General features: G+C 63.4%; 20 protein-coding genes. 14 read left to right on the plus strand and 6 right to left on the minus strand.

Annotation, left to right across the window (positions count from 1 at the left end; all coding sequences use genetic code 11):
• The first annotated feature begins 15 nt into the window (after positions 1-15).
• Positions 16-504, plus strand: a complete 489-nt coding sequence (locus QA639_RS10070; protein WP_028333393.1) for a hypothetical protein — start codon at positions 16-18, stop codon at positions 502-504.
• Between the two features lie 16 nt (positions 505-520).
• On the opposite strand, the gene QA639_RS10075 is transcribed toward QA639_RS10070, so the two are convergent.
• Positions 521-2,065 carry a hypothetical protein gene (locus QA639_RS10075; protein WP_157340714.1) on the minus strand — a complete coding sequence of 515 codons (1,545 nt, stop codon included), beginning with the start codon at positions 2,063-2,065 and terminating at the stop codon, positions 521-523.
• Between the two features lie 109 nt (positions 2,066-2,174).
• Positions 2,175-3,308 carry a glycosyltransferase family protein gene (locus tag QA639_RS10080; protein WP_050387498.1) on the minus strand — a complete coding sequence of 378 codons (1,134 nt, stop codon included), beginning with the start codon at positions 3,306-3,308 and terminating at the stop codon, positions 2,175-2,177.
• Positions 3,309-3,897: 589 nt separating this feature from the next.
• On the opposite strand from QA639_RS10080, the gene wecB reads away from it, so the two are divergent.
• From wecB to QA639_RS10100, 4 genes are read left to right on the plus strand one after another with little or no spacing between them, the layout of a single operon-like run.
• Entirely contained in the window at positions 3,898-5,115 is a 1,218-nt protein-coding gene (gene wecB, locus QA639_RS10085) for a non-hydrolyzing UDP-N-acetylglucosamine 2-epimerase (RefSeq protein ID WP_082190795.1), read from the plus strand.
• A 12-nt stretch (positions 5,116-5,127) separates the two neighbouring features.
• On the plus strand, positions 5,128-7,335 hold the full coding sequence (locus QA639_RS10090) for a GumC family protein (protein ID WP_283089689.1): 2,208 nt from the start codon (positions 5,128-5,130) through the stop codon (positions 7,333-7,335).
• 4 nt (positions 7,336-7,339) lie between these two features.
• The gene (locus tag QA639_RS10095) at positions 7,340-8,326 is read left to right on the plus strand and encodes a glycosyltransferase family 2 protein (RefSeq protein ID WP_283089690.1); all 987 of its coding nucleotides are present in this window, start codon (positions 7,340-7,342) and stop codon (positions 8,324-8,326) included.
• A 4-nt stretch (positions 8,327-8,330) separates the two neighbouring features.
• Positions 8,331-9,311: a WecB/TagA/CpsF family glycosyltransferase gene (locus QA639_RS10100; RefSeq protein WP_283089691.1), complete on the plus strand. Its 981-nt coding sequence runs from the start codon at positions 8,331-8,333 to the stop codon at positions 9,309-9,311.
• A gap of 760 nt (positions 9,312-10,071) precedes the next feature.
• Here the strand turns inward: QA639_RS10100 and QA639_RS10105 are convergent.
• Entirely contained in the window at positions 10,072-11,637 is a 1,566-nt protein-coding gene (locus QA639_RS10105) for a winged helix-turn-helix domain-containing tetratricopeptide repeat protein (protein ID WP_283089692.1), read from the minus strand.
• 233 nt (positions 11,638-11,870) lie between these two features.
• Between QA639_RS10105 and QA639_RS10110 the strand changes: the two genes are divergently transcribed.
• Complete coding sequence (locus QA639_RS10110) at positions 11,871-13,463, plus strand: gamma-glutamyltransferase family protein (protein ID WP_283089693.1); 1,593 nt, start codon at positions 11,871-11,873, stop codon at positions 13,461-13,463.
• A 55-nt stretch (positions 13,464-13,518) separates the two neighbouring features.
• On the opposite strand, the gene QA639_RS10115 is transcribed toward QA639_RS10110, so the two are convergent.
• The 3 genes from QA639_RS10115 to QA639_RS10125 all read right to left on the minus strand — a co-directional run bounded on the left by QA639_RS10115 (position 13,519) and on the right by QA639_RS10125 (position 16,687).
• Positions 13,519-14,295 (minus strand): TetR/AcrR family transcriptional regulator, encoded by a 777-nt coding sequence (locus QA639_RS10115; protein ID WP_283089694.1) that lies wholly within the window; start codon positions 14,293-14,295, stop codon positions 13,519-13,521.
• 126 nt (positions 14,296-14,421) lie between these two features.
• Positions 14,422-15,633, minus strand: coding sequence for an amidohydrolase family protein (locus QA639_RS10120; RefSeq protein WP_028333382.1), 1,212 nt, complete (start codon positions 15,631-15,633; stop codon positions 14,422-14,424).
• A 55-nt stretch (positions 15,634-15,688) separates the two neighbouring features.
• Positions 15,689-16,687 (minus strand): polysaccharide deacetylase family protein, encoded by a 999-nt coding sequence (locus tag QA639_RS10125; RefSeq protein ID WP_410712150.1) that lies wholly within the window; start codon positions 16,685-16,687, stop codon positions 15,689-15,691.
• 232 nt (positions 16,688-16,919) lie between these two features.
• Between QA639_RS10125 and QA639_RS10130 the strand changes: the two genes are divergently transcribed.
• From QA639_RS10130 to arcC, 8 genes are all read left to right on the plus strand, one after another.
• A complete protein-coding gene (locus tag QA639_RS10130; protein ID WP_028333380.1) occupies positions 16,920-18,044 on the plus strand; it encodes an ABC transporter substrate-binding protein in 1,125 nt (374 codons plus the stop codon).
• A gap of 40 nt (positions 18,045-18,084) precedes the next feature.
• Entirely contained in the window at positions 18,085-18,960 is an 876-nt protein-coding gene (locus QA639_RS10135) for a branched-chain amino acid ABC transporter permease (RefSeq protein WP_028333379.1), read from the plus strand.
• Positions 18,957-21,488 (plus strand): branched-chain amino acid ABC transporter ATP-binding protein/permease, encoded by a 2,532-nt coding sequence (locus QA639_RS10140; protein WP_028333378.1) that lies wholly within the window; start codon positions 18,957-18,959, stop codon positions 21,486-21,488. The genes QA639_RS10135 and QA639_RS10140 overlap by 4 nt, the downstream gene beginning before the upstream one ends.
• Positions 21,489-21,519: 31 nt before the next feature.
• Positions 21,520-22,521 carry an oxamate carbamoyltransferase subunit AllH family protein gene (locus QA639_RS10145; protein ID WP_283089695.1) on the plus strand — a complete coding sequence of 334 codons (1,002 nt, stop codon included), beginning with the start codon at positions 21,520-21,522 and terminating at the stop codon, positions 22,519-22,521.
• A 107-nt stretch (positions 22,522-22,628) separates the two neighbouring features.
• Positions 22,629-22,817, plus strand: a complete 189-nt coding sequence (locus QA639_RS10150) for a hypothetical protein (protein WP_225642729.1) — start codon at positions 22,629-22,631, stop codon at positions 22,815-22,817.
• A 10-nt stretch (positions 22,818-22,827) separates the two neighbouring features.
• Complete coding sequence (locus QA639_RS10155) at positions 22,828-24,078, plus strand: YlbE family protein (RefSeq protein ID WP_028333376.1); 1,251 nt, start codon at positions 22,828-22,830, stop codon at positions 24,076-24,078.
• Positions 24,075-25,616 (plus strand): acyl-CoA synthetase FdrA, encoded by a 1,542-nt coding sequence (gene fdrA, locus QA639_RS10160; RefSeq protein ID WP_038377335.1) that lies wholly within the window; start codon positions 24,075-24,077, stop codon positions 25,614-25,616. Before QA639_RS10155 ends, fdrA begins: the two co-directional genes overlap by 4 nt.
• The gene (gene arcC / locus QA639_RS10165; protein WP_028333375.1) at positions 25,600-26,559 is read left to right on the plus strand and encodes a carbamate kinase; all 960 of its coding nucleotides are present in this window, start codon (positions 25,600-25,602) and stop codon (positions 26,557-26,559) included. The genes fdrA and arcC overlap by 17 nt, the downstream gene beginning before the upstream one ends.
• Positions 26,560-26,645: the final 86 nt, after the last annotated feature.

The raw sequence follows: 26,645 nt of genomic DNA on the forward strand, positions 1-26,645 counted from the left end.
TCCTGGATTACGCCCATGACGTCCTTTGAGCGCTTCCTGATTAACTTGGACACCTGGTCCGCCGGGGCATTGCTAAGGATCGGCCTCGGCCTTTGCATTTTGCCGGTGTTCCGACTGCTGTCCGGCGGCGACGATCGTATCGTGGTCGTGTTGGCGATGTTCCTTGCTCTGCTGCTCGCGCTTCGCCTCGTGCCGGCCGTGTGCCGACGTGTTCTTCCGTTTTCGCGCGAAGCGAAAGATCTATGGTTCAAGCGGCGCAACCTTGGCAAGAGGTACGACTCCTACCAGTGGCAAAAGCTCTTCTGGATGGGTCTGGGCATGCTGCCCTACGCGCTGATCTCTCCTGGATTGGGGCGCGGGGAAATTATGTTGCTTGCGATCTGTACGATCGGCGGCGGAGCAGGGCTGCTGCTTTGGCGTAGGACCGGCCAGCTCAGCGTCGGTGCCGCCACTGCGAAAGCGACGAAGTTGCCGCCGGCCGCGGTCGCGTCGACGCCGCCCTAGGACCGGCCGCCCTATATTACGGGAGCCTGCGGCACTCGGTGAACCTGTCGCCGTCCGGCGTTTCCGCCCTCTCGAGGCAATGGGCCTTATCGGTAACCTTGCCGGCTACGACAAAGTCGTAGGCCTGGTTTTTGAAAACCAGCACGTAACGGCCGGGTGAGAGGACGAGATCGGGGTTCACTGGCTGCAGCTCGACCATCTCGCGGCTTTCAGGGACCGGCGCTACGGTCAGGTCGACGGAAACGGACCGGATTGCCCAGGCATCGTTGGCCATAGCGACTGCCGGTGACGACGGTGTTCGTGCGACCTGGGCGAGAATGCGCAATTGTGCGTTGTCGGGCGCGCTTGTCATAAGCTCGCGCTGATACACGACAAACGAAAGCGGGCCGTGCGGCACCACAACGGTGCCTGGCTTCGTGGTCAATACCGACACGGCGATCCGGCTGTCGGGAAGGCGGATGTTCATCGGCTCGAGCCGGATCATCCGCCCGTTGCTTGACGCAAAAATCCCGTATGTCGTCGGCAGTGAACGTGCGGGTGGTGCCGTTGCGGCTGCTTCGATCGGAGCACGATGTACGAAGGTGGCAATTGCAGGTTTCAGCTTGCGTCTGCCTTGCGGTGGCGGCTGAACGGGCGTCGCGTTCGAATGGCTGACAACCTGGGATGCTGTGCTGAACAGGGATGCAACATTGCCCCGCATGAGCATTCCGGTCCCAATCGCCAGCAGAACCGTTGTTGGAGCGAGGAACCATACAAAGTTGCGCACTTTCCATTCGCTGCCGACCGAACGTCGGTCCCGCGGCGAGCTCTGAGGTTCTTCCGCGATGAGCTTGTCGATCAGTATGATCTGCTGTTCCTGCACCGCGACGCTCGCCTCGGCAGTGCTTGTGTGCACGGGCGGTTGCACTGCTGGACGGATTGACGCCGGCGGCACCGAGTTCGGACCTGGGTCCGCGGCCGGACGGAATCCCTCTCCTTCATCTGCCTCAGGCGTGTACGTGGCTACCGCTGAGCCGGCATGCGAGTCCGATGGCGCTGGCTGCGTGGGGTTGTCGGATTCCTCCGCTGAAACATCGTTTGGATCGGCCGCAGGGGGGGCGGACTCGTCGTCTGGTCCGGCATCAGGCGGAGCCACATTTGTCCGACGGCCGATGTTCTCCGCGGCCTCATTCAGCCGCCGACTGACCTCATCCTGCGGGAGCGCAATCGGCTGCAGGTGTTCCAAGTCGGCGAGCTGGTGGGCTTCATTCGTCGGCCCACCGCTTGGCGAGCTCGGATCGTCGCCGAGGATCGTCGGTTGCTTGTCGGTCGGACTGTCTGGCGGCGGCTCGGCGGGATTTCGTTCCGGATTTACGGGCTCGCGCAGGCGGGCTTCGACGAATTGTGTCCAGGCGCCACGCCGTCGCAGAGGTGCAGCAAGCCTGTCTGCCTGACGTGGCAAAGGCGGCGCATTGAGGATGGCCGCCTGAGCCGAGGGGAGCTGACTGGAGCGTTTCATGCCTGGATACGCAGCTTGACGTTTGTCCGCCGTTGCGGACGTTCGCGACACCTTGGCGATCATATGAAAAGGATCGCCTACCTGCTGGGATGTAGCAGCCGCCGCTTAACAGGGCGTTAACCATAAACCGGCGGAAATGTCGCATTGCTCCGTATCACTCGAGGTGACGATTTCAGGCGGCTGCCGGCAGCTCAAAGGATCCGGCGATCTGGCGCAGACGGTTGGCTCGTGCGCTCATCTGGTCGGTGTGAGCAATACCGAGGATGTCGAATACCGTCTGTATGCGGTAGAGCCAATCGTGCCGCAGCGCGGCTTCCCGGACGTTTGCGTTCTGAACCGCTCGCAGTCGCGCCGGGTCTGCGTCCAGCGCTTCGAGGACCTGGCAAATGTCCGGCGACTCGAAGGGCACGTGAATGACAGCATCGGGCCAGTCGAACTGCCGTGCAAACTCTTCGGTGCGCGGCGCTTCTCCGACCATCACTGCCCCGGCTGCAGCACCTTCATAATAGCGAGCGGAAATCTCGTCTCGGCCAGCCGTGAACTCCGGGTTGTTGACGTGGCTGCGATTGGCAATGAAATAGCGGCTGCGCTGCAAGATATTCGCAATCATGATGCGGTGTTCTTCCGGATTGTCGACCCGGAACGTCCTTTCCTTTCGGTTCGAACCGCTCGCCGCCACAGTGTCGTAGTAGTAGAAGAACCGCTCTCTCTCGGCGCCGGCCAGCAACGCGGCGTGGGTCGTCGCCGAACGACGCCCGATGTTGCACACGGCGATCGATCGCTGCTGCTCGGGTTTCGGCGCGAACCGCTCAACGTCGACCGCCAACGGCAGATAGCTGCACGGTCGACCTGCTATTCGCGCGATCTGCGATGCGCAGTGATGCAGGCCGACAAATATATGATCAAATCCGGACAGGAGCTCGATCAGATACTCCGGGATTTCGTCTGCCCAGACTTCAGTGATGAAGCACGCCGCCTTGCGACACCGCTTGCGCCAGTCGGGAATCGCCGCGAGCGCGTGGAGTTGATACGCATTGCTGAAGATCGGAAAGAACAGTTCGTAATCGCGTTGCAGCCGCAGCTGCGGCGGGGAGGGTGCCAGCACACCTGCCAGTTTGGTCGATCCTGATGCAAGGCGCGTCCACTTGTAGACCCGCCGCGAGAACTCCAATGCAGCGCGATCTTGAACATCGAACCGATCGGCGCGCGTCATCGCCGCCAAATTGTCCTCGAACTCATAGCTGAGACAAAATGCGACAAGATCGGAAATCCGACGCTGCGAGAGGAGTAAAACCTTGCCTTCCACGAGGCGCTGCCTCCGATCTATCAAATGCCGGAAAGTGCCGGCCACACGACTTCCGGAATCCCCCGACCAGGAGCGAGTTGCGCAGTGATCGTCGCCACGAACGGTGCCAATCTACGCAAGTCCACATACGCTATTTAATCTTGTTTTGTCCAAGTTTTCCCGAAATTGGATAATGCGAGTCTGTCATCGGAATTCATTGCACGCGCGATTGCACTCTCGCCGAGCTGTTGCGAATGCAAGCACGAGGATGCACCGACGACGATTGCGAACGGTACAGCGAATGCGCGTTAACCTGGAGAAGTTAAATCTGGAACTCGCCGGCAGTAGGGAAGAACGTCAGCGGACAATCACTGGATGCGCGTTAACCCGAAAAGGTTAAATCTGGAACCGCCTGACAACAGCCGGCATCGATGATGCGCAACGCGCTCCGCGGCAACTCCGAGAATTAGCTATAAATTTCATTTAACATGCGCCGAGCCAACGTTGGCGATGAACGCGTCGGGAAAATCCGGTAGCGTGCCGCATCATTTCGACACGGCAAGAATATTCAACACGACAAAATTTTTGAACACAGGCGGCGTCGGGCTTCATGCGTATTCTTAGCGTATTTGGTACTCGTCCAGAGGCGATCAAAATGGCACCGCTTGTGCTGGCGCTGGGCGAAGCAGAAGGAATTGACACGCGCGTCTGCGTAACGGGCCAGCATCGTCAGATGCTCGACGACGTGATGTCGGCCTTCTCGTTGAAGGCTGACTACGACCTGAACATCATGCGACCCAACCAGTCGTTGAGCGAGGTGTTCAGCGCGGTCATGACTGGAATCGATCCGATCATCGCCGACTACAATCCGGACTACGTTCTTGTACAGGGCGACACCGCAACCAGTACGGCGGCTGCACTTGCCGCGTTCTTCCGGTCGGTCAGTGTCGGGCATGTCGAAGCGGGATTGCGAACCGGCAATCTCATGAGTCCATGGCCGGAGGAGGCCAATCGGCGGGTCACTGCCGTCGTAACGACGAGGCATTATGCGCCGACGTTGCGTGCGCGTTCTGCCCTGCTGAAGGAAGGGTATCCGCCAGACGCCGTCATTGTCACCGGCAATACCGTGATCGACGGGCTGCTTCGTATGGCTTCAAATATCTCTCAACCGGGCGAGCTTCGCCGGTCGCTTGAAGCGAAATACTCATGGCTCGATACCTCGAAGCGGCTCGTCCTCGTGACCGGACATCGGCGCGAGAGCTTTGGATCCGGGTTCCGGCAGATCTGCGAGGCATTGAAGACGATCAGTCGGCGGGACGATATTCAAATCGTGTATCCCGTTCATCTGAATCCGAATGTGCGCGGGCCGGTATTCGACCATCTGCGCGATGCGTCGAATATCTTCCTGATCGAGCCCCTCAACTATCCCGAGTTCGTCTACCTCATGACGCGCTCGTATCTCATCCTCACCGATTCCGGTGGGATTCAGGAGGAAGCACCGGCGCTTCGTAAGCCGGTACTCGTCATGCGAGATACCAGCGAGCGGATGGAGGCCGTTGACGCCGGCGTCGCTCGCCTGGTCACCACCGACCCGGTTCGTATCGTCGCAGGCGTCGAACGCCTGCTTGATGTGCCAACGGAGCACGAAGCCATGTCTCTCGGTGCCAATCCATTCGGTGACGGGCGAGCCAGCAAACTCATCGTGCGTGATCTTCTGAACGTCCGTCGGCCGCAACGTCCAACTGATCACATCACGAGCGTCAATGGCTTTCCGACTGCCGAGATGCAGTCGCGGCCGACACCACCACTCTCCCAACCGGCGCACTGATCAAACGAAGCCATGGACACCAGAACCAATCAATTGGTTATTCAGGAATACGGCCAGCAGCTCGCTGAGGATTACGCTGTGCCAGCGGTGGCCCGGCCGACTTTCGGCCTGTGGGACGTCGTTGACGTTCTACGCCGCGAATGGCGGTTGCCCGTTATCGGACTGTTGATTGGGCTGGCGGTCGCCGTGGCTTCCGTTGTTGTCATGAAGGCGCCCTACAAGAGCAGTGCACGCATCCTCATCGATCGAAGTCTCAATCGTTATCTGCAGACCAACAAGATCGTGGATCAGCCGACGATGGACGAAGTGGAGGTCGGCAGCCAGCTCTACGTACTGTCATCAGACAGGGTCCTGCTTCCGGTTATTCGCTCGCTGGGTCTGGCCAGTGATAGCGAGTTTGCCGGGCGATCTGCGCTTGGCAGCGCCGCAGACGGGAACTCCAGCACGGCGGAAGCCAATGCGGCCGCTGAACGAGCTGCTCTCGAAGCCCTGTTGAAGCGCGTGACAATTGCGCGAGAGGATGTCGCCAACGTCATCAATGTGACGGTCGAGTCGCAGAGTGCGGAGAAGGCCGCGAAGATCGCCAACGGCATCGTGGATAGCTATCTCGCATCCCTTCAGGACGCAAAATTGAGGTCAACGCAGAAGGTGAGCAAGTGGCTGCAGGAGCGGCTGATCGAGCTGAAGAAGCAGGTGGCCGATGCGGACAAGGCGCTGCAGGACTTCAAGACGGCTAACAATCTCAGCAGCACTGGCGCTCAGGATACCGAGCTCTTGGCAAGTCTGAATACCCAGCTGATGAATGCCAAGTTCGCGGCAGTCGAGGCAAAGGAACGCCTCGACCGGATCAAGCGGACAGAGGCAAACGGGATTCCGTCGGCCGTGTCGACGGACGCACTATTCAACGACAAGCGAGCGGCAGTCATCAACTTCGCGCTCAACAACAGCGAACTTGCACGTCTCCGCACGCAAAAGCGCGACCTTGCGTCTCGGCTTGCGGAGATGGAAGCTCGCGTCGGTCGCAAGCACGTGGCTGTCGTCAAGCTTCGTGCCCAGCTCAACAGCGTTGACGCCGCCATTCGGTCCGACGAGGGGCGCATTACCGATTCCTACGCCAGCGAATACGAAGTCGCCAAGGCGCGACAGACCGAACTCGAAGACACCGCCGCAAAGCTTTCCGCGGAAACCGGAAGCCAGCTGCGCGAACTCGAGAGCGCCGCCGAGGCGCTGCGCAATCTCTATAGCGGATTCCTGCAAAAGCATAAGGAGATCGAGGCGGCGCAGGCGGAGACGCTTCCGGCCCAAAGTGCGCAGATCATCACGAGAGCAGTTCCGCCGCTGACCAAGAGTTCCAAGAAAACCCTCATCGTGGCGGCAGGCAGCATTTTTCTCGGTCTGTTTCTCGGCATAGGCTCTGCCTTCGGACGCGAATGGATGGCGGATGTGTTCCGTACGCCCAAGGCCGTCGAACAGGTAACCGAGACGCGGTGCATCGGACTGCCCTTCGTCTATGCTGGTCAATTGCCAATCGAGGAGCATGTCCTTGCTGCCCCCTTCTCGCGCTTCGCGGAAGGTCTTCGCAATGTGAAGGCGATGCTCGACCATTCGTCGGCCTCGACCGGGGGAAAAGTCATCGGCGTCGTGTCGGCGGTTTCGAAAGAGGGAAAGACTGTCGTTGCCGCCAATCTTGCCGCGCTCATATTGTCGTCCTCTGGATCGCGCACGCTGCTGATCGATGCCGACCTTCATCTCCGGAATCTCACGACTGCACTTTCCCCGGATGCGAAGGTCGGGCTTTTCGAAGCGCTGGAAGATCCGTCCCGTCTTGGCGAGTTTGTTTGCAAGCGGCCGCATTCGGGGCTGGATGTCCTGCCGAATGCTTGCACCCTTCGGATTCCCAACGCTGCTGAACTCCTGGGCTCGCGGGAGATGGAAAACCTGCTTGCGGTCGCACGGAAGTCGTATGACTACATTGTGGTTGAGGTGGCGCCGATCATGTCGGTCGTCGATGCAAGGCTGATCGAACGCTTCATCGACGAGTTCGTCTTCGTTGTGGAATGCGGTCAGACCAAGCGCACAAGCGTGCTTGAAGCCTTGTCGATAACGCAGCTCATCCGTGAGCGTGTGTCGACCATTGTGCTCAACCAGATCGATCCCGTCGAGCTTAGAACCATCGAGGCAAGAAATGGCGTCAGGTCCGAAGGATATTACCGGGAGTAGACCTGTGGACGAGCTTGACAGCGCTTCAGGGTCCCCGCACGGCGCCGCGCCGCGCAGGTATGTGCTGATTTCGCCCTGCCGCGATGAGGGGCCCTATCTCCGCCGCACGCTGGACAGCGTGGCTGCACAGTCGGTGCCGCCTGCGCTGTGGATCGTCGTTGACGACGGATCTACCGACGAGACGCCACGGATCCTGGAAGAGTATGCGGCGCGATTGCCTTATCTGCGCGTCGTGCGCCGTCAGGACCGCGGCCACCGGCGGGTAGGGCCCGGCGTGATTGAGGCGTTCTACGATGGTCTTGATCAAGTGCCGCTCGGCGACTTTGACTATTTGTGCAAGCTAGATATGGATCTCATCCTGCCGCCTCGCTACTTCGAACTGCTGATGCAGCGGATGGAAGGCAATCCGCGCGTCGGGACGACCTCAGGCAAACCCTGGTTCGTTCATCCCCAAACCGGCGATCTCGTGCCCGAGATCTGCGGCGACGAAATGTCGGTTGGGATGACGAAATTCTATCGGGTTGAGTGCTTCGAGCAGATCGGGGGTTTCGTGCGACAGGTCATGTGGGATGGCATCGATTGCCACCGCGCCAGAATGCTGGGCTGGATCGCGGAGAGCGTCGATTCAGAGCCAATTCGATTCGTCCACCTTCGTCCGCAAGGGGCCAGCCAGAAGAGCATCTGGGCCGGCAGAATTCGTGCTGGCTTCGGTCAGTATTTCATGGGCACTTCGCCTTTTTACTATCTGGCGGTGGCGGCTTCCCGCCTTCGCGCGCACCCAATGTTCATCGGAAGCGTCGCGATGCTCTGGGGTTACTTCAGCAGCTGGGCAAAGGGGTTGCCGCGCTATAATGACCCCGAGTTCAGACGGTTTCTTCGTACGTATCAGCATGCGTGCCTGAGACTGGGCAAACGAGCTGCGACGGCTCGCCTGGACGCCGAGCAAGTGGCTCGGTGGCAAGCAAGCCGGCAATCGCCGCAGGGGAGTTGAGCAGATGAAGCAACACGCGAGCCTATTGGGCGTCGAATTTGATGCGGTTACGCTCGATCAGGCGGCGCGGCGCTGTGTCGATATCTGTCTCCGCTCGAACAATTCTCATGTCGTGATGACGATCAATGCGTCGCATCTCTGCATGATGCGGCGAGACGTGGAGTTGGCGCACGCATGTTCCGCGGCAGATATGACGGTGGCGGACGGTATGCCGGTGGTTTGGGCAATACGAGCGTCAGGTCAACACATGCCGGAACGCGTGGCCGGCATCGATCTGATGGAAGGACTTTTAAGGGGTGCCGCGTCCAACGGACTTCGTGTCTATTTTCTGGGGGCGCACCAGGAAGTCGTCGAAAAGCTCGTGCGCGTCTGCGAGGCGCGCTTTCCGCAGCTGAAGATCGCTGGTTTTCGGAACGGCTACTTCGGTCCGGACGAGCACGACATTATCGTCGATGAGATACGAGCCAGCGGCGCCCACATTCTTTTTATCGGCTTGCCGTCCCCGTTCAAGGAGGTGTGGAGCGAACGCTATCGGGATCGGCTGCAAGTTCCCGTCATCCTGGGGGTAGGCGGCAGCTTCGACGTCTTGGCCGGCTTTATCAGGCGCGCTCCTCGGCTATTCCAATCGCTCGGTCTCGAGTGGTTCTGGCGCCTGATGATGGAGCCGCGCAAATTATGGCGGCGATATCTTTCCACCAACAGCGAGTTCATCTGGCTGGCGCTCCGCGACGTGGTGGCGCGCAGGGCTTACGCCGCCCGTCCGGAGAGAGCGATCGCCGGATCGACAAGCGTGGTGCGGAGAGACGACCGAAAAGTGGGTACGGAACGCAGGGTAGCTGATCGGCGAATTCTTGTCCGGCGAAGGAGCAACGTGCGGGATTCGCAGGTTCCGATGCCCGATCGCCGGCGCGGCATAGAGCGACGTATCTCAGAGCGTCGGGCACGGTCGGCTAATGCTCTCAAGGGTATCGAGGTGAGCGCCTGACGTATCGGCTGACCCACCAGGATCACTGATCCCAAGCAGGCAGCTCAGCGATTCGCTTCATGGCGCAAGCGCGGGAAGCATCAAAGTGATTAAACCGCCAAGTAGCACCGATTCCTTCGGGTACGATAACGCAGACCAACCCATAGTCGTTAAGCTAAAGCCCGATGTGTACGTATTCGGGTATGAGTTTTGCCACGTTCTGCAAACGCTGATCAAACACGGCTGCGTGCCCGCCGAGTTCATCTATGAGGACGGAGGGGCGCTCATCCTTATTTTTGATCCCAATGAGAAGAAAGCGGAACTATGGTCAGGATGGTGGAGGTGCGACAAACCCGACATTTACTCCATCATTGAACCAGAGCATCGCGGGCTCGTGGATCAAATATTCGAAACCGCAGACGCCTTCATGGAGTTTTCCCATGCTCGATCTCCTTAGATTGAGCTGATCCCAGGCCAGATCCAAAAGATTCAAAGATCAGAGGCTGCGGTTTTCCGCGGGCACGCTCCCCTTCGTCCTCGACCTCTATAACGAGCTGCTTCCGCACCGCGCGCATTGGAAGCGTTTTTCTGAGTGTTGGGGAATGGCGGCAGCGCTCCCCGGCTACCACGGGCTACGAATTCCGCCACGCCAAGCGTCGATCCTCCACCATTGCACAATCCGGACAGCAGCGGCGGCTCAGAAATTTGAGGTCGAAGCAAGTCGAGGCGGAGCACCGTTGTCGGTCAATTTCGAACAGCCTGTTGCGACCCTCGTTACGGCTCAGCCGGATAGGCCGGCCTTGCGCAAGCCGTCGAGGAAGTGCTCGCGTTCGGCTGAAATTCTGTACCTTTCGGCCCGCGCTCGAACGAGATCGAGGGTGTTCGCCGGCGGCGTTGCGCCGTTCGCGCTCATTTCACGACAACGTTCCGTGACGAACGCTTCGGCTTCGGATCGCGCTTCGTTGTGCCGCTCCATCTGCGCATAACAGGCGGCACGCAGACTGTGTGACCAACGGTCGGGGGATCGCGCCTCCATCAGCGTCTTGACTGCTTCATCGTATTGGCGCCCCGAATAGAGCGCGAGCGCGTGGTACCAGTGGTACAGATTGGGCGGGAACGGATTCAGTCGTTTGGCCGCACCGATCCAGGTGAGGGCCTCTCGCCACCGTCCCCAGTAGACCAGAATGTTCGCGAAAACGGCGGCGACGTCGGCGTCGTTTGGATTGAGCGCGAGCGCCCGGCTGAAATGGATTTCGGCCTTGGCGTCCTCGCGACGCAGGAACAGCAATTGCGCGAAGACACCATGGGCCCAGGCGTCGCCGCCGTCGATGTCGAGCGCGGTCTCGATCTCGCTCAGCGCGTCGTCGAGCTTCGCCGTACCGGGCGATTCGAGAAACGCGTCGCAGACGATCGTCCAGGCAATGTTGACGTGAGCGCGGGCATATTGCGGATCGAGCGCAACGGCGTCCCGGAAAAACTGCCTGGCTTCCGCCATGCCCTTCACAGTCAATTGACGCCACCGCTCGTTGCCCAGCAGAACCAGGTCATAGGCGGTAATGCTCGGGGTCGGCTTGCGTCTGGCGATCTCGCGGCCGGCGTCCTCGAGCCGGCCCGGAAGGGCTGCGACGATAGCGCGGACGATCTCGTCCTGCAGGGCAAAGACGTCCTCGAGTTCGCGGTCGTAGCGCTCGGTCCAGAGATTGTAACCGCTGGCGCCATCGAGAAGCTGGACGATCACCCGCATCCGGCTGCCGATCCTGCGTACGCTTCCTTCGGCCACGTACCTGACGCCGAGCTCGCGGCCGACCTGCTTGATCTCAGGCGTCTTGCCCTTGTAAGCGAAGCTGGAGTGGCGGGCGACAACGAACAGCGAGCGGAAGCGCGACAGTTCGGCGATGATGTCTGCCGTGATTCCATCGGAAAAATATTCCTGCGCGGGATCGCCGCTGAGATTCGAGAACGGCAGCACCGCAAGTGACGGCCCATCCGGCACCGTCGCTGCCGGCGAGGCGGGCAGGCCGGCGCCGGATTCGGCGGCGACCAGTGGCCCGACATAGCGGTAGCCGCGGCGCGGCAGGGTCTCGATCCAGGTCGCGCCGCCCTCGACGTCGGCAAATACCCGCCGCAGAGCGGCGATCTGCACCGTCAGGTTGCTCTCCTCGATCGCAAGCCCCGGCCACGCTGCCTGCATCAATGCGTCCTTGGAAACCGGCGTTCCGGCCTGCTCGACAAGCAGCCGAAGCAGCGTCACCGCGCGCCGCCCGAGCGCGACCGGTTCGGACGCTCGAAACAACATCACGGCTTCCGCGTCGAGGCGGTAGGGGCCGAATTCGTGGATCGTCGCCATGGTTCAGGAGACTACATTTTTTGCTTCTTTTTCGGAACAGATTCGGGACCTCCGGGAATCCGGCGACCCGCCCCGCTGCCGCGCAGCTTTGCGCGGCCGATTTTCCGCTTTCGCCTCGATCCACCACGCGCGGCACTTCCGCCAGCCGTTCGCGCCGCCACGGCGAGGCGACGGCCGCTTGACAATGTAAGTAAGAATATTATTACAAACTGCTGCTTTCGGAGAACGCGCTCATGCTGCAGACCAAGCGAAGCTATAGCGGAATGGTGACCGCGCCGCATCATCTTGCGGCGCAGGCCGGGCTCGCCGTCCTCTCCGAAGGTGGCAATGCGGTCGAGGCGATGATTGCGTCCGCCGCCACGATCGCGGTGGTCTATCCCCACATGAACGGCCTCGGCGGCGACAGCTTCTGGCTGGTCGGCCGGGCGGGCTCCGCACCGGTCGGAATCCAGGCGTGCGGACGGTCGGCGAAGGCCGCCAGCCGCGCCTGGTATCGCGAGCATGGCTGCAGCACCATCCCAAGCCGCGGACCGCTCGCGGCACTCACCGCCGCGGGGACCGTCGATGGCTGGCAGAAGGCCTATGAGCTCAGCCGCGATCGCCATGGGGGGCGCATGCCGCTGTCGCGGTTGCTCGAACCTGCGATCGGCTACGCCGCCGATGGCGTCGCCGTGACCCAGACCCTGCACGACAACACCTCGAAGAAGCGCGCTGAACTGCAGGATGTGCCGGGCTTTGCCGATGTCTATCTGCCGCAGGGCGTTCCGCTTGCAGTCGGCGCACGGTTGCGGCAGCCGCGCGTCGCGGCCACGTTGCGGCAGCTGGCGCAAGCCGGCCTTTCCGATTTCTATCGCGGCGACCTGGCGCGTTCGATGGCCGCTGATCTCGAACGGCTCGGCAGCCCGCTCCGCCTATCCGATCTGGAGCAGCATCGAGCCGCACTGGTGACACCGCTGTCGGTCGATGTGGCCGGGCACAAGGTGTTCAACATGCCGCCGCCGACGCAGGGCCTGGCCTCGCTGTTGATTCTTGCGCTCTATGCCCGGCGCATGGCGAAGGGGGCGGACGGGGTCGATCATCTGCATCGGCTGGTCGAGAGCACGAAGGCGTCGTTCCGCATCCGCAATCGCTACGTGACCGATCCCGACTACATGGCGCAGTCGGCGGCCGAGTTTCTCACCGACGAGTCCATTTCGGCGCTCGAAAAGACCGTTGCCGTTGATCATGCAGCGCGCTGGCCTGACCCGACGGCCCAGGGCGATACGGTCTGGCTTGCTGCGACCGACCGGAACGGCCTCAGCGTCAGCTTCATTCAGAGCATCTATTGGGAGTTTGGGTCGGGCGTCATCCTGCCCCAAAGCGGGGTCACCTGGCAGAACCGTGGGACAAGCTTCGGTCTCGCCGAGACCGATATCAACCGCCTGGAACCTGGGCGGCTGCCGTTCCACACCATTCAGCCCGCAATGGCTGAACTCAGCGACGGCCGGCTGTTGTCCTACGGCACGATGGGCGGCGAAGGGCAGCCGCAAACCCAGGCGGCGATCTTCACACGCTACGCGTTGCACGGTCAGGACCTTCAGTCGACAGTGACCGCGCCGCGCTGGCTGCTCGGTCGCACATGGGGCGAGGAGAACAACAATCTCAAGGTCGAATCGCGTTTCGATCCTGCCGTCATCGACGCGCTGCGGGCGCTCGGCCACGACATCCAGGTGGTCGGTGCGTTCGAGGAATTCATGGGCCACGCCGGCGCAATCGTCTGGCACCCGGATGGACTGCTCGAGGGCGCCAGCGATCCCCGCAGCGACGGCGTCGTCGCTGCCCGGTGAAGCCAGCACCCTGGCCGCTCATCCGCAGGCTGCTCGGAATTTTGCCGCGCGTGAGCTACCGTGCGGCGCCGGCCGGTGTTCTGGCTGCGGACGGTTTCCGTTTTCCCTCGCTTGCGGCCGTCGTCGCCGTCAACCAGGTCATGATCACGTCCAGCGCGTGATGGCGACGCTTCTCCAGCCAGTCCGGCTCTCCCAGATCCTTGTCGAACATCGCCGACAGCGTGTAGCGGTTGGAGACATGAAAATAGCTCATGGCCGTGATCGTGACGTAGAGCTGAACCGGATCGACGTCGCTGCGGAACAGCCCGACCGCAAGGCCCCGGCGAAGGATATTTTCGATGCTCGCGACCAAGGGCAGTGTGAGGTCGGCGATCTTGCGCGATTTGCGCAGGTTGCGGCCGCGCTGCAGGTTCTCATTGTTGATCAGGGCAATATAGTTCTGGTGCGCCCCGAAAAACGTGAACGTGAAGTTGATCAGCTCGCGCATGGCCGCGACCGGATCGAGGTCGTCGAGCTTGAGTTGCTGTTCGGCTGCGCGGATCTCGGTGTAGACGTGTTCGAGCACGGCGAGATAAAGGCCGTTCTTGTCGCCGAAATAGGCGTAGAGCAACCGCATGTTGGCTTTGGCGCGCTTCGCGATGGCTTCAACCCGAGCTCCGCCAATGCCGTTGCGGCAGAATTCGAACGTCGCCGCGTGCAGGATCGCTTCCTTCGTCAACGCGGAATCGCGTGCCCGTCTGCCGCGTGTGGCGCTGCGGGCCGGGTTGGTCGATGCTGTCGTTTCAGTCACGGGACAAGCTTTTCTCAGGTTGTACGAGCCCAGCGCGGACAATATGTCCCCGCCCATCATGTTCAACGGGATGCGGGGCCCTGCCGTGCAGGCTCGCGGGATTGAGATCGCTATTGCGGTGGCTCGTCAAGGGGTAACCTTCCGGATGTTTCGGTCTCCACATCCAGATCAACGCGCCGCCGTCACGACCGTGCCGCCATGCGCGACGAGGCGCCCATTCTTGTAGACATCGCGCGGCCTGGGCCGGGCCACCACGGCCTCTTGCACGTGCTGGGCGTCGATCACGACGAAGTCCGCCGCCGCGCCCTCGGCCACCCCATAGTCCGGGAGGCCGAGTGCCTGCGCGGCGTTGGTGGTCACCATGTTGAACGCCGCCGCCAGGTCGGCATCGGTGCTGAAGCCGGAGCGGTAGCCGACGATCATGGCGCGCTCCAGGAGGTCGCCGTCGCCGTAGGGCCACCAGGAATCGCGGATGTTGTCATTGCCGGCGAATACATTGACGCCGGCATCGCGCAGCAGCAACACCGGCGGAAACGCATGCGCTCCGGGCGCGTTGGTCAAAATGGCGACTCCAGCCTCGGCGAGCAGCTGCGCGGTGCGCTGAACCACGTCTCGCGGCACCTCGCCGAGAGCATAGGCATGGCTGATCGTGACCTTGCCGCCGAGCCCGAGGGCCTTCGTCCGGCGTGCAATGTTCTCGATCTCGAAGATACCGAGCAAGCCGCCGTCATGCAGGTGAATGTCAATGCCGACCCCACGCCGGTCGGCAACGCCGAAGATGACGTCGAGATGCCCGTCGATGTCGGCATCGTAACCCGCCGGATCGAGGCCGCCGACTAGGTCCGCGCCGGCGCAAACCGCCTCGTCGAGCAGTCCGGCCACGCCCGGCGATGTCACGATGCCGCTTTGCGGAAAGGCGACGATCTGGACCGACACCCTGTCGCGGTGCGCGTCGCGCGCGGCCATGACCTGCTCGAGATTGCGCAACCCGACCTGAAGGTCGATATCGACGTGGCTGCGCATCCGGGTCGTGCCGTGCGCGACGCAGAGGTCGATCAGCGCCGCCGCCCGGACCGCGATCGGCCTGGCGCCGGCAAGCGCCTCCTTTTCGAACTTGACGCGCTCGCGCACGCTGAAACCGGCGGTGCAGGGGCGGTGGGACCTCCAATCGTCGCCGACGAAGCCCTTGTCGAGGTGGATATGACCATCGACCAGCCCCGGCAGCACCAGGCGTCCGGCTAGATCAAGGGTTTCGCCGGCCGCGACCGGCGATTGCGAGTGCGACGCGATCGAGGTGATGCGGCCGTCGCGCACGGCGATATCGACGGTGCGTCCATCGCCCAATCGGGCGTTTCGAAACAGCGTGTCGGCAGTGCTCACTGGTCGTCTCCGGTTCGTTGCAACGGCGAGGCGATCGGGGCCCGATTTGTTTCCATCATGTTGGGACGATGCCATCGGGCAGCGCGCGCGAGAACGCGGCTATTCCTCCAGCGGTGGTGATCCAGATCTCGTCACGACGCGCCAGGATCGTTTGCAGGGCGCGGCGCAGCGGACGCAGGCGGTGCGGCTGCCCGACCAGATAGGGGTGCAGTGCAATTCCCATGACGAGCGATTGCCCTTTCGACTGTGCCAGCATCTCCTCGAACGTGTCGGTGATCATGGCGGCGAACTGCTCGCCGGAGTCCTTGCGACCGACGATTGAGGGGATATCGTTCAACTCCTGCGGATAGGGCACTGAAAGGATGCGGCCGCCGTTCCGCGTCGAGAACCACACCGGCTGATCGTCCATGCACCAGTCGAGCAGGTACTCGTAGCCTGCTTCGGCCAGTAGATCGGGCGTGACCTGTGATTGCGAAATCCAGGGCCCCAGCCAGCCGCGCGGCGGCCGCCCTTCGGCTCGTGCGATGACATCGGTCGCTTCCGCGATCAATTGACGCTCCTCGTCAGGCGCAAGCACACCCTGGCGCTCGGAATTGGTGCGGCCGTGACCGACGATTTCGTCGCCGCGGGCGCGAAATGCCTCCATGATTTCAGGGCAGTAGTGATAGATGCTGCTGTTTGCAAGCACCGATAGCGGTAGCTCCAGCTCGTCGAACAGCTCGATCAGGCGCCATACGCCGACGCGGTTGCCATAGTCGCGCCAGGCGTAGTTGAGGACGTCCGGATGCGGACCGCCGGGGCAGAGCTCGGCACCGAGCCCGTCGCCGAACGCGAAATGCTCGAGGTTGAGACCGACGTAGACGGCAAGCCGCCGTCCTTGCGGCCAATTGAAATCCGGGCGTTGCGCGATCGCGCTGTAGCGATAGCGTCCGTGAGCGGCGAGGGCCGGTCCGACAGAATCCGAGCGCAGCACGGCTTCCCCGCGCGACAGGCGGTCGCCATCTTCCGCGATCGAGATCAACACGTCGCGGGCCTCGACAATCCTTGGGTCCATCGGAATTTTCCCCGCGCGGTTGATCGCTCGCTTGACATCGGAATATTTTTGAAGAAAGTTTTTACTTCCGTCAAGTCCGCGCATAAGCGGCAGCGGAGGAACTGGCGGCTTCGATGCCGAGGCCGCCATCAGCGGAGGAACACCGAAGATGAACTTCAGGAGCATAGTTTCGTCCGGACCTGCGCGTCGTTGGCCGGCTTGGCACGCCGCAGCGACGATCCTGCTGGCCGCGTTGCCGTTCGCGTCCGGCGCGCGCGCGGCCGAACCGATCAAGATCGGCCTGGTGACCGCCCTGTCGGGACAGTCGGCGCGCGCCGGCGAGGCGCTCACCCGCGGAGCGACGATCGCCATCGAGGAAATCAATGCGAAGGGCGGCGTGCTCGGACGTCCGCTCGAGCTCGTCCGCCGCGACGATGAGAGCAATCCGGCCAAAGGGTTGATCGCCGCGCGCGAGCTGATTCAGCGCGAAAAGGTCGCCGTCCTGGTCGGCGGCCTCGACACGCCGGTCGAGCTTGCCATCGTGCCGTTCGTCAACAACGTCAAGGTGCCGTTCGTCGTGCCGTGGGCCGCCGGAACCAACATCACGCGGAACGGCGCCCCGTCCAACTACGTGTTCCGCGTGTCGGCCATGGACGATGAGGTCGACAAGGCGATCGTCCAGTTCTCGCGCAAGACCTACAATGCGAAGAAGCCCGGGCTCATCCTGGTCAACAATCCCTGGGGCGAGTCGAACGAGCATGGGCTGAAGGCGGCATTGAAGGCCGCAGGAATCGAGCCTGCCGGCGTCGAGAAGTTTGAAGGCAACGACGTCGACGTCGTTTCCCAGCTGTCGCGCTTGAAGCAGGCAGGCGCCGACACGCTCTACCTGGTCGGCAACGTCGGACCGTCCTCCCAGGTGGTGAAATCGCTCGACCGCATGGGCTGGGCGCCGCCGATCGTCTCGCATTGGGGACCGGCCGGCGGCCGTTTCACCGAGCTCGCCGGGCCGAGCGCGGAGAACGTGATCTTCGTCCAGACCTACAGCTTCTTCGGGAACCTGTCGCCCGTCGGCAAGCGAGTGATGTCGGCGCTGCAGGCGAAGTATTCGGATATCAAGGGGCCTGCGGACGTGACGCCGGCGGTTGGCGTCGCCAACGCCTACGACTCCATCCTGGTCATTGCGCGAGCAATCGAAAAGGCGGGCGGCACCGAACCGACCGCCGTCCGTGACGGTTTCTACGCCATCGACCGCGTGGACGGCTTGATCAAGACCTATGAGAAGCCGTTCGCGCAGGACAAGCACGATGCGCTAACGGCGGGCGACTACATCTGGGCGCGGTTCGAGGACAATCACATCATGCCGTTCGCGCGGAACTGACCGCGCGCGATCGTCCGTCAAACAAGCAGGGTGGTCATCGATGTCATTTCTTCCCGCGGTGATAACAGGACTGGCGCTCGGGAGCATGTATGGGCTGCTTGCGCTTGGCTTCCACGTCACCTACGCCGTCTCCGGCACGGTCAATTTCTCCCAGGGCAGCTCGATGACCCTGGGAGCCGTTGCCGGCTACTTCTTCCTCGTGCTGTGGGGATGGCCGGCCGCGGCCGGCATTCCCGCCGTTCTGCTCGTCTGCGCGGTCTACGGCCTGCTGATTGAGCGCCTTGCCGTTCGGCCGTTCGTGCAGCGCGGCTCCGACAACTGGCTGATGGCGACCGTTGCGGTCGGCATCATCGTCGACAACGTGATGATGTTCGTCTTCGGCAAGGAGCCGCGCAGCTTTCCGTCGGTCTTGGCGGCCAAGCCGATCCAGATCGTCGAGGGCGCCGGGGTCTATCCGTTGCAGCTCCTGATTCCCGTGGTCGGATTGCTGCTGGCGCTGGCACTTCATCTGCTCAGTCGCCGGACGCGTCACGGTGTCGCCATGCTCGCGGTGGTCCAGAACCCGAACGCCGCGCGGCTGATGGGCATCAACGTCAGCGGCGCCATCGCGGCAAGCTACGCGGTCTCGGCGATGCTAGCCGGCGTTGCTGCGCTGCTGATCGCGCCCCTGTTCAACGTGTCCTCCGAAATGGGCACGCTGTTCGGCATCAAGGCCTTCGCGGCGGCGATCATCGGCGGCCTCGGCAGCGCCTGGGGCGTGATGCTGGCCGGGCTCTGTCTCGGCCTGATCGAGGTGTTCGCGACCAACTATCTGGGATCGGTCTACACCCAGATCATCACGTTCGCCTCGGTGATCGCGATACTTGTCGTCCTCCCCCACGGGCTGCTCGGCCGAGCCGGAGTGAAAAAGGTATGACCTCCCGCGTCTCCGTTCTCGCCGCCGTCGCGGCACTCGCGGCCGCCATCCTCTATGCCGCCGCTGCCGACAGCTACGGCGTGTTCCTGGTCGCGACCATCTCGCTGACGGCGATCGCCTGCATCGGCCTCAACGTGCTGCTCGGTCTCGCCGGGCAGATCTCGCTCGGCCACATCGGTTTCATGGCGATCGGGGCCTATACGACCGTGCTCCTGATGGAGAAGGCAGGGTGGCCCTATCTCGCGGCGACGGCTGCAGCGATTGCTCTTGTCAGCGTCGTCGGTGGTCTGCTCGCGATGCCGGCCTTGCGCGTGCGAGGTCCATATCTCGCGATGGTGACGATCGCCTTCGGCTTCATCGTCGAGCACGGCACGATCGAGTGGCGTGACCTCACGGGCGGCGGCAACGGCCTGATCCTGACAGCACCGCCGCAGGTGTTCGGCTTTCCGCTGTCGGAGCGGCATTTGGCGATCGCGGGCATCGTGCTGGTGTTCGCCGGCCTCATCCTGTTCGAGCGCCTGAAGCGCAGCGGCTGGGGCTACGCCATGCGTGCCGCCCGCGACACCGAGGTTGCGACGCGATCGATCGGCATTGATCTCGTGCGGGTCCGCACCGTGGCGTTCATCATCTCGGCGGCAGCGATGGCGCTGGCGGGGGCGCTGTTTGCACCCCTCCAGGGCTATATCAGTCCGAGTTCGTTTCCCTTTCTGCAATCGATCCTGCTACTGTTCGGCGTCATGGTCGGCGGCGCCGGCTCGGCGCTGGGGCCGGTGATCGGGGCGGCGCTGGTCGTGCTGCTGCCGGAAATGCTGTCCGATCTCGCGGAGTATCGTCTGCTTGCTTTTGGCGTGTTGCTCTTCGCCGTGCTGCGGGTCGCGCCCTCTGGCATCATGGGGTTGATCGAGCAATTCGCGGCAAGGTTCCTGCCGACGGGAAAGGCCGATACGGGTGCGGGGGACGTCGAGCCGGTCGCCGACCTCGGCATCGGGACCAGCAGCGCGTCGCGTCTTGACGTCACAAACCTCTCGATCTCGTTCGGCGGTGTCCGCGCCGTGCAGGACGTCTCGTTTACCGCCGAAACCGGCACGGTGACCAGCGTCATCGGCCCCAATGGTGCGGGGAAAACCAGCGCGCTGAATCTGCTTTGTGGCTTCTATCGTCCGAAATCCGGCACCGTGAAGCTTGGCGACCGCGACGTCACCGGTTTGCCGTCGCACCAGCTTGCACGTGTCGGAGTGGCGCGAACGTTCCAGACGACGCAGCTATTCGGTTCGCTCTCGATCATCGAGAACGTCCTTCTGGCGGCGGCGGCCGGCAAGCTCGGTAGCATCGTGTCGGCGCTGCACAATGACGCGCAGGAGCGCCTTGCGCGGTCGCTGTTGCGCTTTGCCGGTGTCGACGGCGATTTGAGCAGACGCGCGGACGCGCTGCCCCATGGCGAGAAGCGACTGGTTGAGATCGCGAGGGCGCTCGCCTTGCGTCCGAAGGTCCTGCTGCTCGACGAGCCAGCCGCCGGTCTTTCGAAGGGTGACAAGCAGCGGCTGACGGTTCTGCTCCGTCGCATCGCGGAGACCGGGATCGCGGTGATCATCGTCGAGCACGACATGCCGATGATCATGTCGCTGAGCGACCTCATCGTCGTTCTCGATGGCGGCAAGCGCATTGCGATCGGCGATGCGGCGGCGATCCGCAACGATCCACTGGTCCGCAAGGCCTATCTCGGCGACGCGCCGTCCGGTGAGCGGCGCCGCGCGCCGCGCCCTGCGAAACAAGGCACGGCACTCGAAGTCCGCACACTCGATGCCTTCTATGGCCTGTCACGAGCGCTCGGCGGGATCGACCTTGCCGTCGCGCCCGGCGAGGCTATCGCCGTACTCGGCGCCAATGGAGCGGGCAAAACCACCCTGATGCGCTCGATTGCCGGTCTCGAACCGCCGCGGTCGGTCGGCGAGATCAGGCTGTCCGGCGGCCGCGTCGACAAGATGCCGGCGCATACGCGCGCCAGGGCCGGCATCGTGCTGGTACCCGAAGGACGGCAGGTGTTTCCCGAGCTGACGGTGCGGCAGAACTTGCAGCTCGGCGCTTTCGCACGCAAGGGTCTTGATCTCGATGCGGAGATCGACGCGATGTTTGCCCGCTTTCCGCGCCTGAAGGAGCGCATCAACCATCGCGCGGGCCTTTTGTCGGGCGGCGAGCAGCAGATGCTCGCAGTCGCGCGTGGGCTCCTGACCGCGCCCAAGGTCTTCATGCTTGACGAGCCATCGCTTGGACTGGCGCCCCTCGTCGTCGACGAGCTGTTCGCCTCGTTCGAGCAGCTTCGCGTCGAGGGGATGACCTTGATCGTGGTCGACCAGATGGCCGGGCAAGCCCTTGCGCTTGCCGACAGGGCCTATCTGCTCGAGACCGGCGCCATCCTGAAGAGCGGTGCGGCCGAAATCATCGCGGAGGATCCCTCGCTTGAAGCCGCCTATCTCGGCGGAGAGGCTCACGGCAGTAGCGTGCCGCGAACCGCCGTGCTCGCGTCCTGACGCCATGGTTGCGCAACGGGAGATCGGTGTGATGCGGCCAGGCAATACGTTTCGCGACCTGCCCGGCGCGCCCGTGTCAGAACGATTCGACGGCGGTGCCGTGATCGAGGTCGGCGTGCTTGCGCGCCGCGCGCTGCGCAGCGGACGGCGCGGCCGTATTGCGGCGGTGTTCGAGCGCAGCCTTTATGCGGTGCTCGACGATCGCTGGATCTGCATCGGTGTCAAAGACCTCGGCTCCGGCCCGCTGCATCTTCTGTGCACCGGGATCGAGCCGCGGCTGCTCGTTCCCGGACAAGAGGTTGCGATCCTCGACACGATGCTGCTCGTCGACGGTATGCGGTTTGCCGGTTTCGAGACGGCCTCCGTATGGGCGCCGCCGCCTTCGCCGGAATGGACGATCGACAGTTTGCGGGCAGGGCTTGCGATGGTCGATCAGGTCTGGCGTCGCTTGCCGGTCGAGCAGGGACTGGCGTCGTCGGGTGGCGCGGAGCCGGCCGCAAGGCCGTCGCGGGTGCTCGCTGCCGCGGCGCCGGGGCTCGCCGCGCTCAAGCGATTGATCGAGGCCGGGCTTCGTGGAGAGCGATGTGCACCGCGTGACTACCCGGAGATCGTCGAATTGATCGGACTTGGTCCCGGGCTCACGCCATCCGGCGACGACCTGATCGGCGGCGCGCTGGTCGCGCTCGCGGGCCTCGGCCGTCTCGCGACGCGCGACGCGCTGTGGAAGACCTGTCGCGCGCATCTCGGCCGCACCAATGAGATCAGTGCCGCCCACCTGCAAAGTGCCGGGCTCGGCTTCGCGGCGGCGGCGCTGCATGAAGCCATCGACGCGACGATTGGCGGACGGGTCAATCGTATCAAGTCCGCGGTCGCGGCGCTGTCGAGGATCGGGCAAAGCTCCGGACTGGATGCGTTTGCAGGTGCGTTGATGGTGGTGCGCGCGATCGAGTGCCGCCTGCTCAACGACAGCGCGCTGCATCATGCCGGTCTCGCCGGCAACGGACCGCCGACGCGATCAATCGCAGGGGCCTAATCGATCATGCGACGCGACGGGAATTCGGACCAAAGGCTGCGCGTGTTTGACAAAGTAAAAACCTTCTTACTAAGATCGACGCATCGGATATAGGGAGGCCGCGAGTGGTGACCAAGCAGGAAGGAACGCCGAGCGGGCGTCTGTTGATGAGCAAGCCGAGCGTGGTGAACGTCGGGCTAGCAGGCTTTGTGAAAGACTTGCGGGACTGCGATATCGAGGTCGTGCAGGTCGACTGGACGCCTCCTGCCGACGGCGATCCCAAAATGGCGGCGCTGCTCGCCAAGCTCGGTACGTGAGAGCGCGGCCATGAAGCTGATCGAAGACGCCAACAAGCAGGCGCTGGCCCGCATCCTCGAGGGTGAGCCCAGGCTGATCGATATCGTTACGGCACGCGATGTGCTGGAAGGGTTGAAGGAACGCATGATCCTTCATGCCGGGCCGCCGATCACGTGGGATAGAATGTGCGGCCCGATGCGAGGCGCAGTGGCAGGCGCGATCGTGTTCGAAGGCTGGGCTCCGGATCTTGAAGCCGCCTTCGAACTCGCGGCCGGCGGCGGCGTCGCCTTCCACCCCAACCATCATTTCGGCGCGGTCGGTCCGATGACCGGGATGACCACGGTCTCCATGCCGGTGTTCGTCGTCGAGAACGTCAAATACGGCAACCGCGCCTACTGCGCCATCAACGAGGGCCTCGGCAAGGTCATGCGCTTCGGCGGCAATGACGATAGCGTGCTGGCGCGCCTCGCCTGGCTGCGTGACGTCTTCGGGCCGGTGCTGGCCAGGTCGATCCGCGCGCATGGCGGGATCGACCTGAAGGCGATCATCGCCCGCGGGCTCTCGATGGGCGATGAAATGCACCAGCGCAACCTGGCCTGCTCCAGCGTGTTCCTGCGCGAGATCGGGTCGGCGCTGGCGCGCACCTCGAACGACAACGAGGTTCTCGCAAGCTGCATTGGCTTCATCGCGCAGAACGATCAGTTCTTTCTCAACATCGCGATGGCGATGGGCAAGGCGCTGACCGATCCCGCCAACGGCATTCGCGGTTCGACGGTGGTGACCGCGATGTGCCGCAATGGAACCGACTTCGGGGTCCGCGTCAGCGGATTGGGCGATCGCTGGTTCACGGCGCCGGTGGAAATGCCGGAAGGGCTCTATTTCCCGGGCTATTCGCGCAAGGATGCCAATCCCGACATGGGCGACTCCGCGATCGTCGAGACGGTCGGGCTTGGTGGCTTCGCGATGGCGGCAGCTCCGGCGGTTGCCGGATTCATCGGCGCCGGGGCGCCGTCGTCGGCGGGCAATTTCACGCGGGCAATGAGTGAAATCACCGTCGGGCAGAATCCGGAATGGACGATCCCCGCGCTCGACTTTGCCGGAGTGCCGACCGGCATCGACGTTCGCCTGGTGGTGGAGACCGGCCTTGCACCGGTCATCAACACCGGCATCGCGCATCGCGAGCCCGGCATCGGCCAGGTCGGCGCCGGCGTGGTGCGGGCGCCGATGGCCTGCTTCCGGCAGGCCGTCCTCGCCATTGCGGAAGATCTGGGGGTGTCATGAGCGCGTTTGTCCTGAACGAAATTCGTAAAGGCTTCTATCTCGACTCGGTGGCGTTGATGCGGTTGTCGCGCGAGATCGCGTCGGCGGCGGGCGTCGTCGAAGCCGCGCTGATGATGGGCACGCCGTCCAACCAGGCGATCCTGCGCAACGCCGGGTTGCTCGACGGCGAGGTGATCGCCCAGGGCAATGATCTGATTCTCGCGATCAAGGCCGAGAGCGAAGCGGCGGCGAGCGCCGCGCTTGCCGAAGCGCAAAAGGCGCTCGACCGTCCCAAGACGAGCAGCACCGGCGAAGCGGCGTGGCGGCCGCGCAGCATTGCCGCAGCCGTCAAGGCCGCGCCCGCCGCCAACCTCGCCCTGATCTCCGTTCCCGGCGAGTTCGCCGCGGCAGAAGCGCGCAAGGCGCTGAACCGCGGACTTCATGTCCTGATGTTCAGCGACAATGTCTCGATTGCGGATGAATTGTCGCTGAAGCAGCAGGCGCGCGAAGCGGGCCTCTTGATGATGGGACCGGACTGCGGCACCGCGATCATCGGCGGCGCGCCGCTCGCCTTCGCCAACCGGCTGAAGCGCGGGAGGATCGGGATCATCGGCGCATCGGGGACCGGTACGCAGGAGGTGTCGTGCCTGCTGTCCGAGGCGGGCGAAGGCATTTCCCACGCCATCGGCGTCGGCGGACGGGATTTGAAGAAGGAGATTGGCGGCATCACGACATTGATGGCGATCGACGCCCTTGATGCCGATCCCGAGACCGATCGCGTCGTGCTCATCTCCAAGCCGCCGCATCCGGACGTGGCCAAGGCCGTGCTCGGCCGGATCGGCCGGAGCTCGAAGCCCTACACAGTGTGCTTCATCGGCGCCGCCGCGGCGGACCTGCCGCCAAATGCACGCTTTGCCGCTACATTGAGGGAAGCGGCCGAGAAAACCCTGGGCAACGGCCGGAGCATTGGAAGCAAGTTCGACGCTGCCGCCGTGGCTGCGCGTTTACCGCAGCGACGCAAGGCGGCGCAGCGCATCGAAGGGTTGTTCGCCGGCGGCACGCTCTGTGCCGAGGCGCAGGTGATCCTTGCCGCAGGCGGCCGCAAGGTGGCGTCCAACGCCGCCATTCCCGGCGTCCCGCATTTCGGCGAGCCGGAGGCGCAGGGGAGGGACCGCATCGTCGACCTCGGGGCCGACGAACATACCCAGGGCCGGCCGCATCCGATGATCGATCCCTCGGTGCGCGACGATGCGTTGCGGGCGGCGCTGGCCGATCCCGCGGTCGCCGTCATCCTGCTCGATCTCGTGATCGGATACGGCGCACATGACAATCCGGCAGCGCATCTGGCGGCCGTCGTGGCGGGCCGCGCCGATGACGCGCCGGTCCTGGTTGCGTCGGTGACGGGGACCGAGCTCGATCGCCAGGTGCGTTCGGCGCAGATCAGGCTGCTCGAGGACGCCGGCATCGTGGTGGCGCCGTCGAATGCCCATGCCTGCGACCTCGCTCTCGCTCTTTCCGTCAACGACGTCAGGATGCCGCGCTATGCGAACACTCAATGAGGTCCCGCGCCGTCTCGTGATCGCGATCGGCGGCAATGCCGTCCACCCCGAAGACATCAGCGGCACCTCGGACGAGCAGAAGGCCGTCGCCCGGCATACGGCCGAGGCGCTGCTGCCGCTCGCCGAGCTCGACAACGAGCTGGTGATCACCCACGGCAACGGGCCGGTGGTGGGCAAGATCATGATGCGCCAGATGCTGACGATGAGCCGGATCCCGCCGATGTCGATGGACATCTGCGTCGCGCACAGCCAGGGTGGTATCGGCTATCTTCTGATGCAGGCGATCGAGAACGTCTTGCGCGCGCATGGCAACGGGCGGCACGTCGCCAGCCTGCTGACCCAGGTCGAGGTCGACGCCAACGATCCCGCCTTCGCCAATCCGACCAAGTTCGTCGGACCGTTTTTCACCGAGCAGGAAGCCCAGCGCATCAGCGCCGAGTTGAACTGGAAAATGCGCGAGGACTCCGGGCGTGGCTGGCGCCATGTCGTGCCGTCTCCGAAACCGAAACATGTCTGCGACATTTCGCTGGTCGACGCGCTGGTCAAGCGCGGCACGATCGTCATCGCAGGCGGCGGCGGCGGTATGCCCGTGATCCGCGACGAACGGGGCGTGCGCACCGGCGTGCCGGCAGTGATCGACAAGGACCTGACCTCGGCCCATATCGCCAACGTGCTTGGCATCGAGGAACTGCTGATCCTGACCGCGGTGCCCCGCGTCGCGATCAATTTCGGCAAGCCCGACAAGAGGGAGCTGGATCAGGTCAGCCTGGCGGAGATCAAGGCCTATCATCGCGCGGGCCATTTTCCGCCGGGAAGCATGGGGCCCAAGGTCGATGCCGCCATCCGTTTTCTCGAGGGTGGTGGAAAGCGAGCGATCATCAGCCACCTCAATTGCGCAATGGCCGCGCTGACCGGCGAGACCGGGACTCACGTTGTTCCCTAGCGCTCGTCAGATGCGATGGCGACGCCATACGCGCGAATGGCGCCGAACTCCTTGCCGATGACCTTCAACTCCGGCACTGCTAGCCC

The sequence above is a fragment of the Bradyrhizobium pachyrhizi genome (assembly GCF_029714545.1).
GTDB lineage: Bacteria > Pseudomonadota > Alphaproteobacteria > Rhizobiales > Xanthobacteraceae > Bradyrhizobium > Bradyrhizobium pachyrhizi.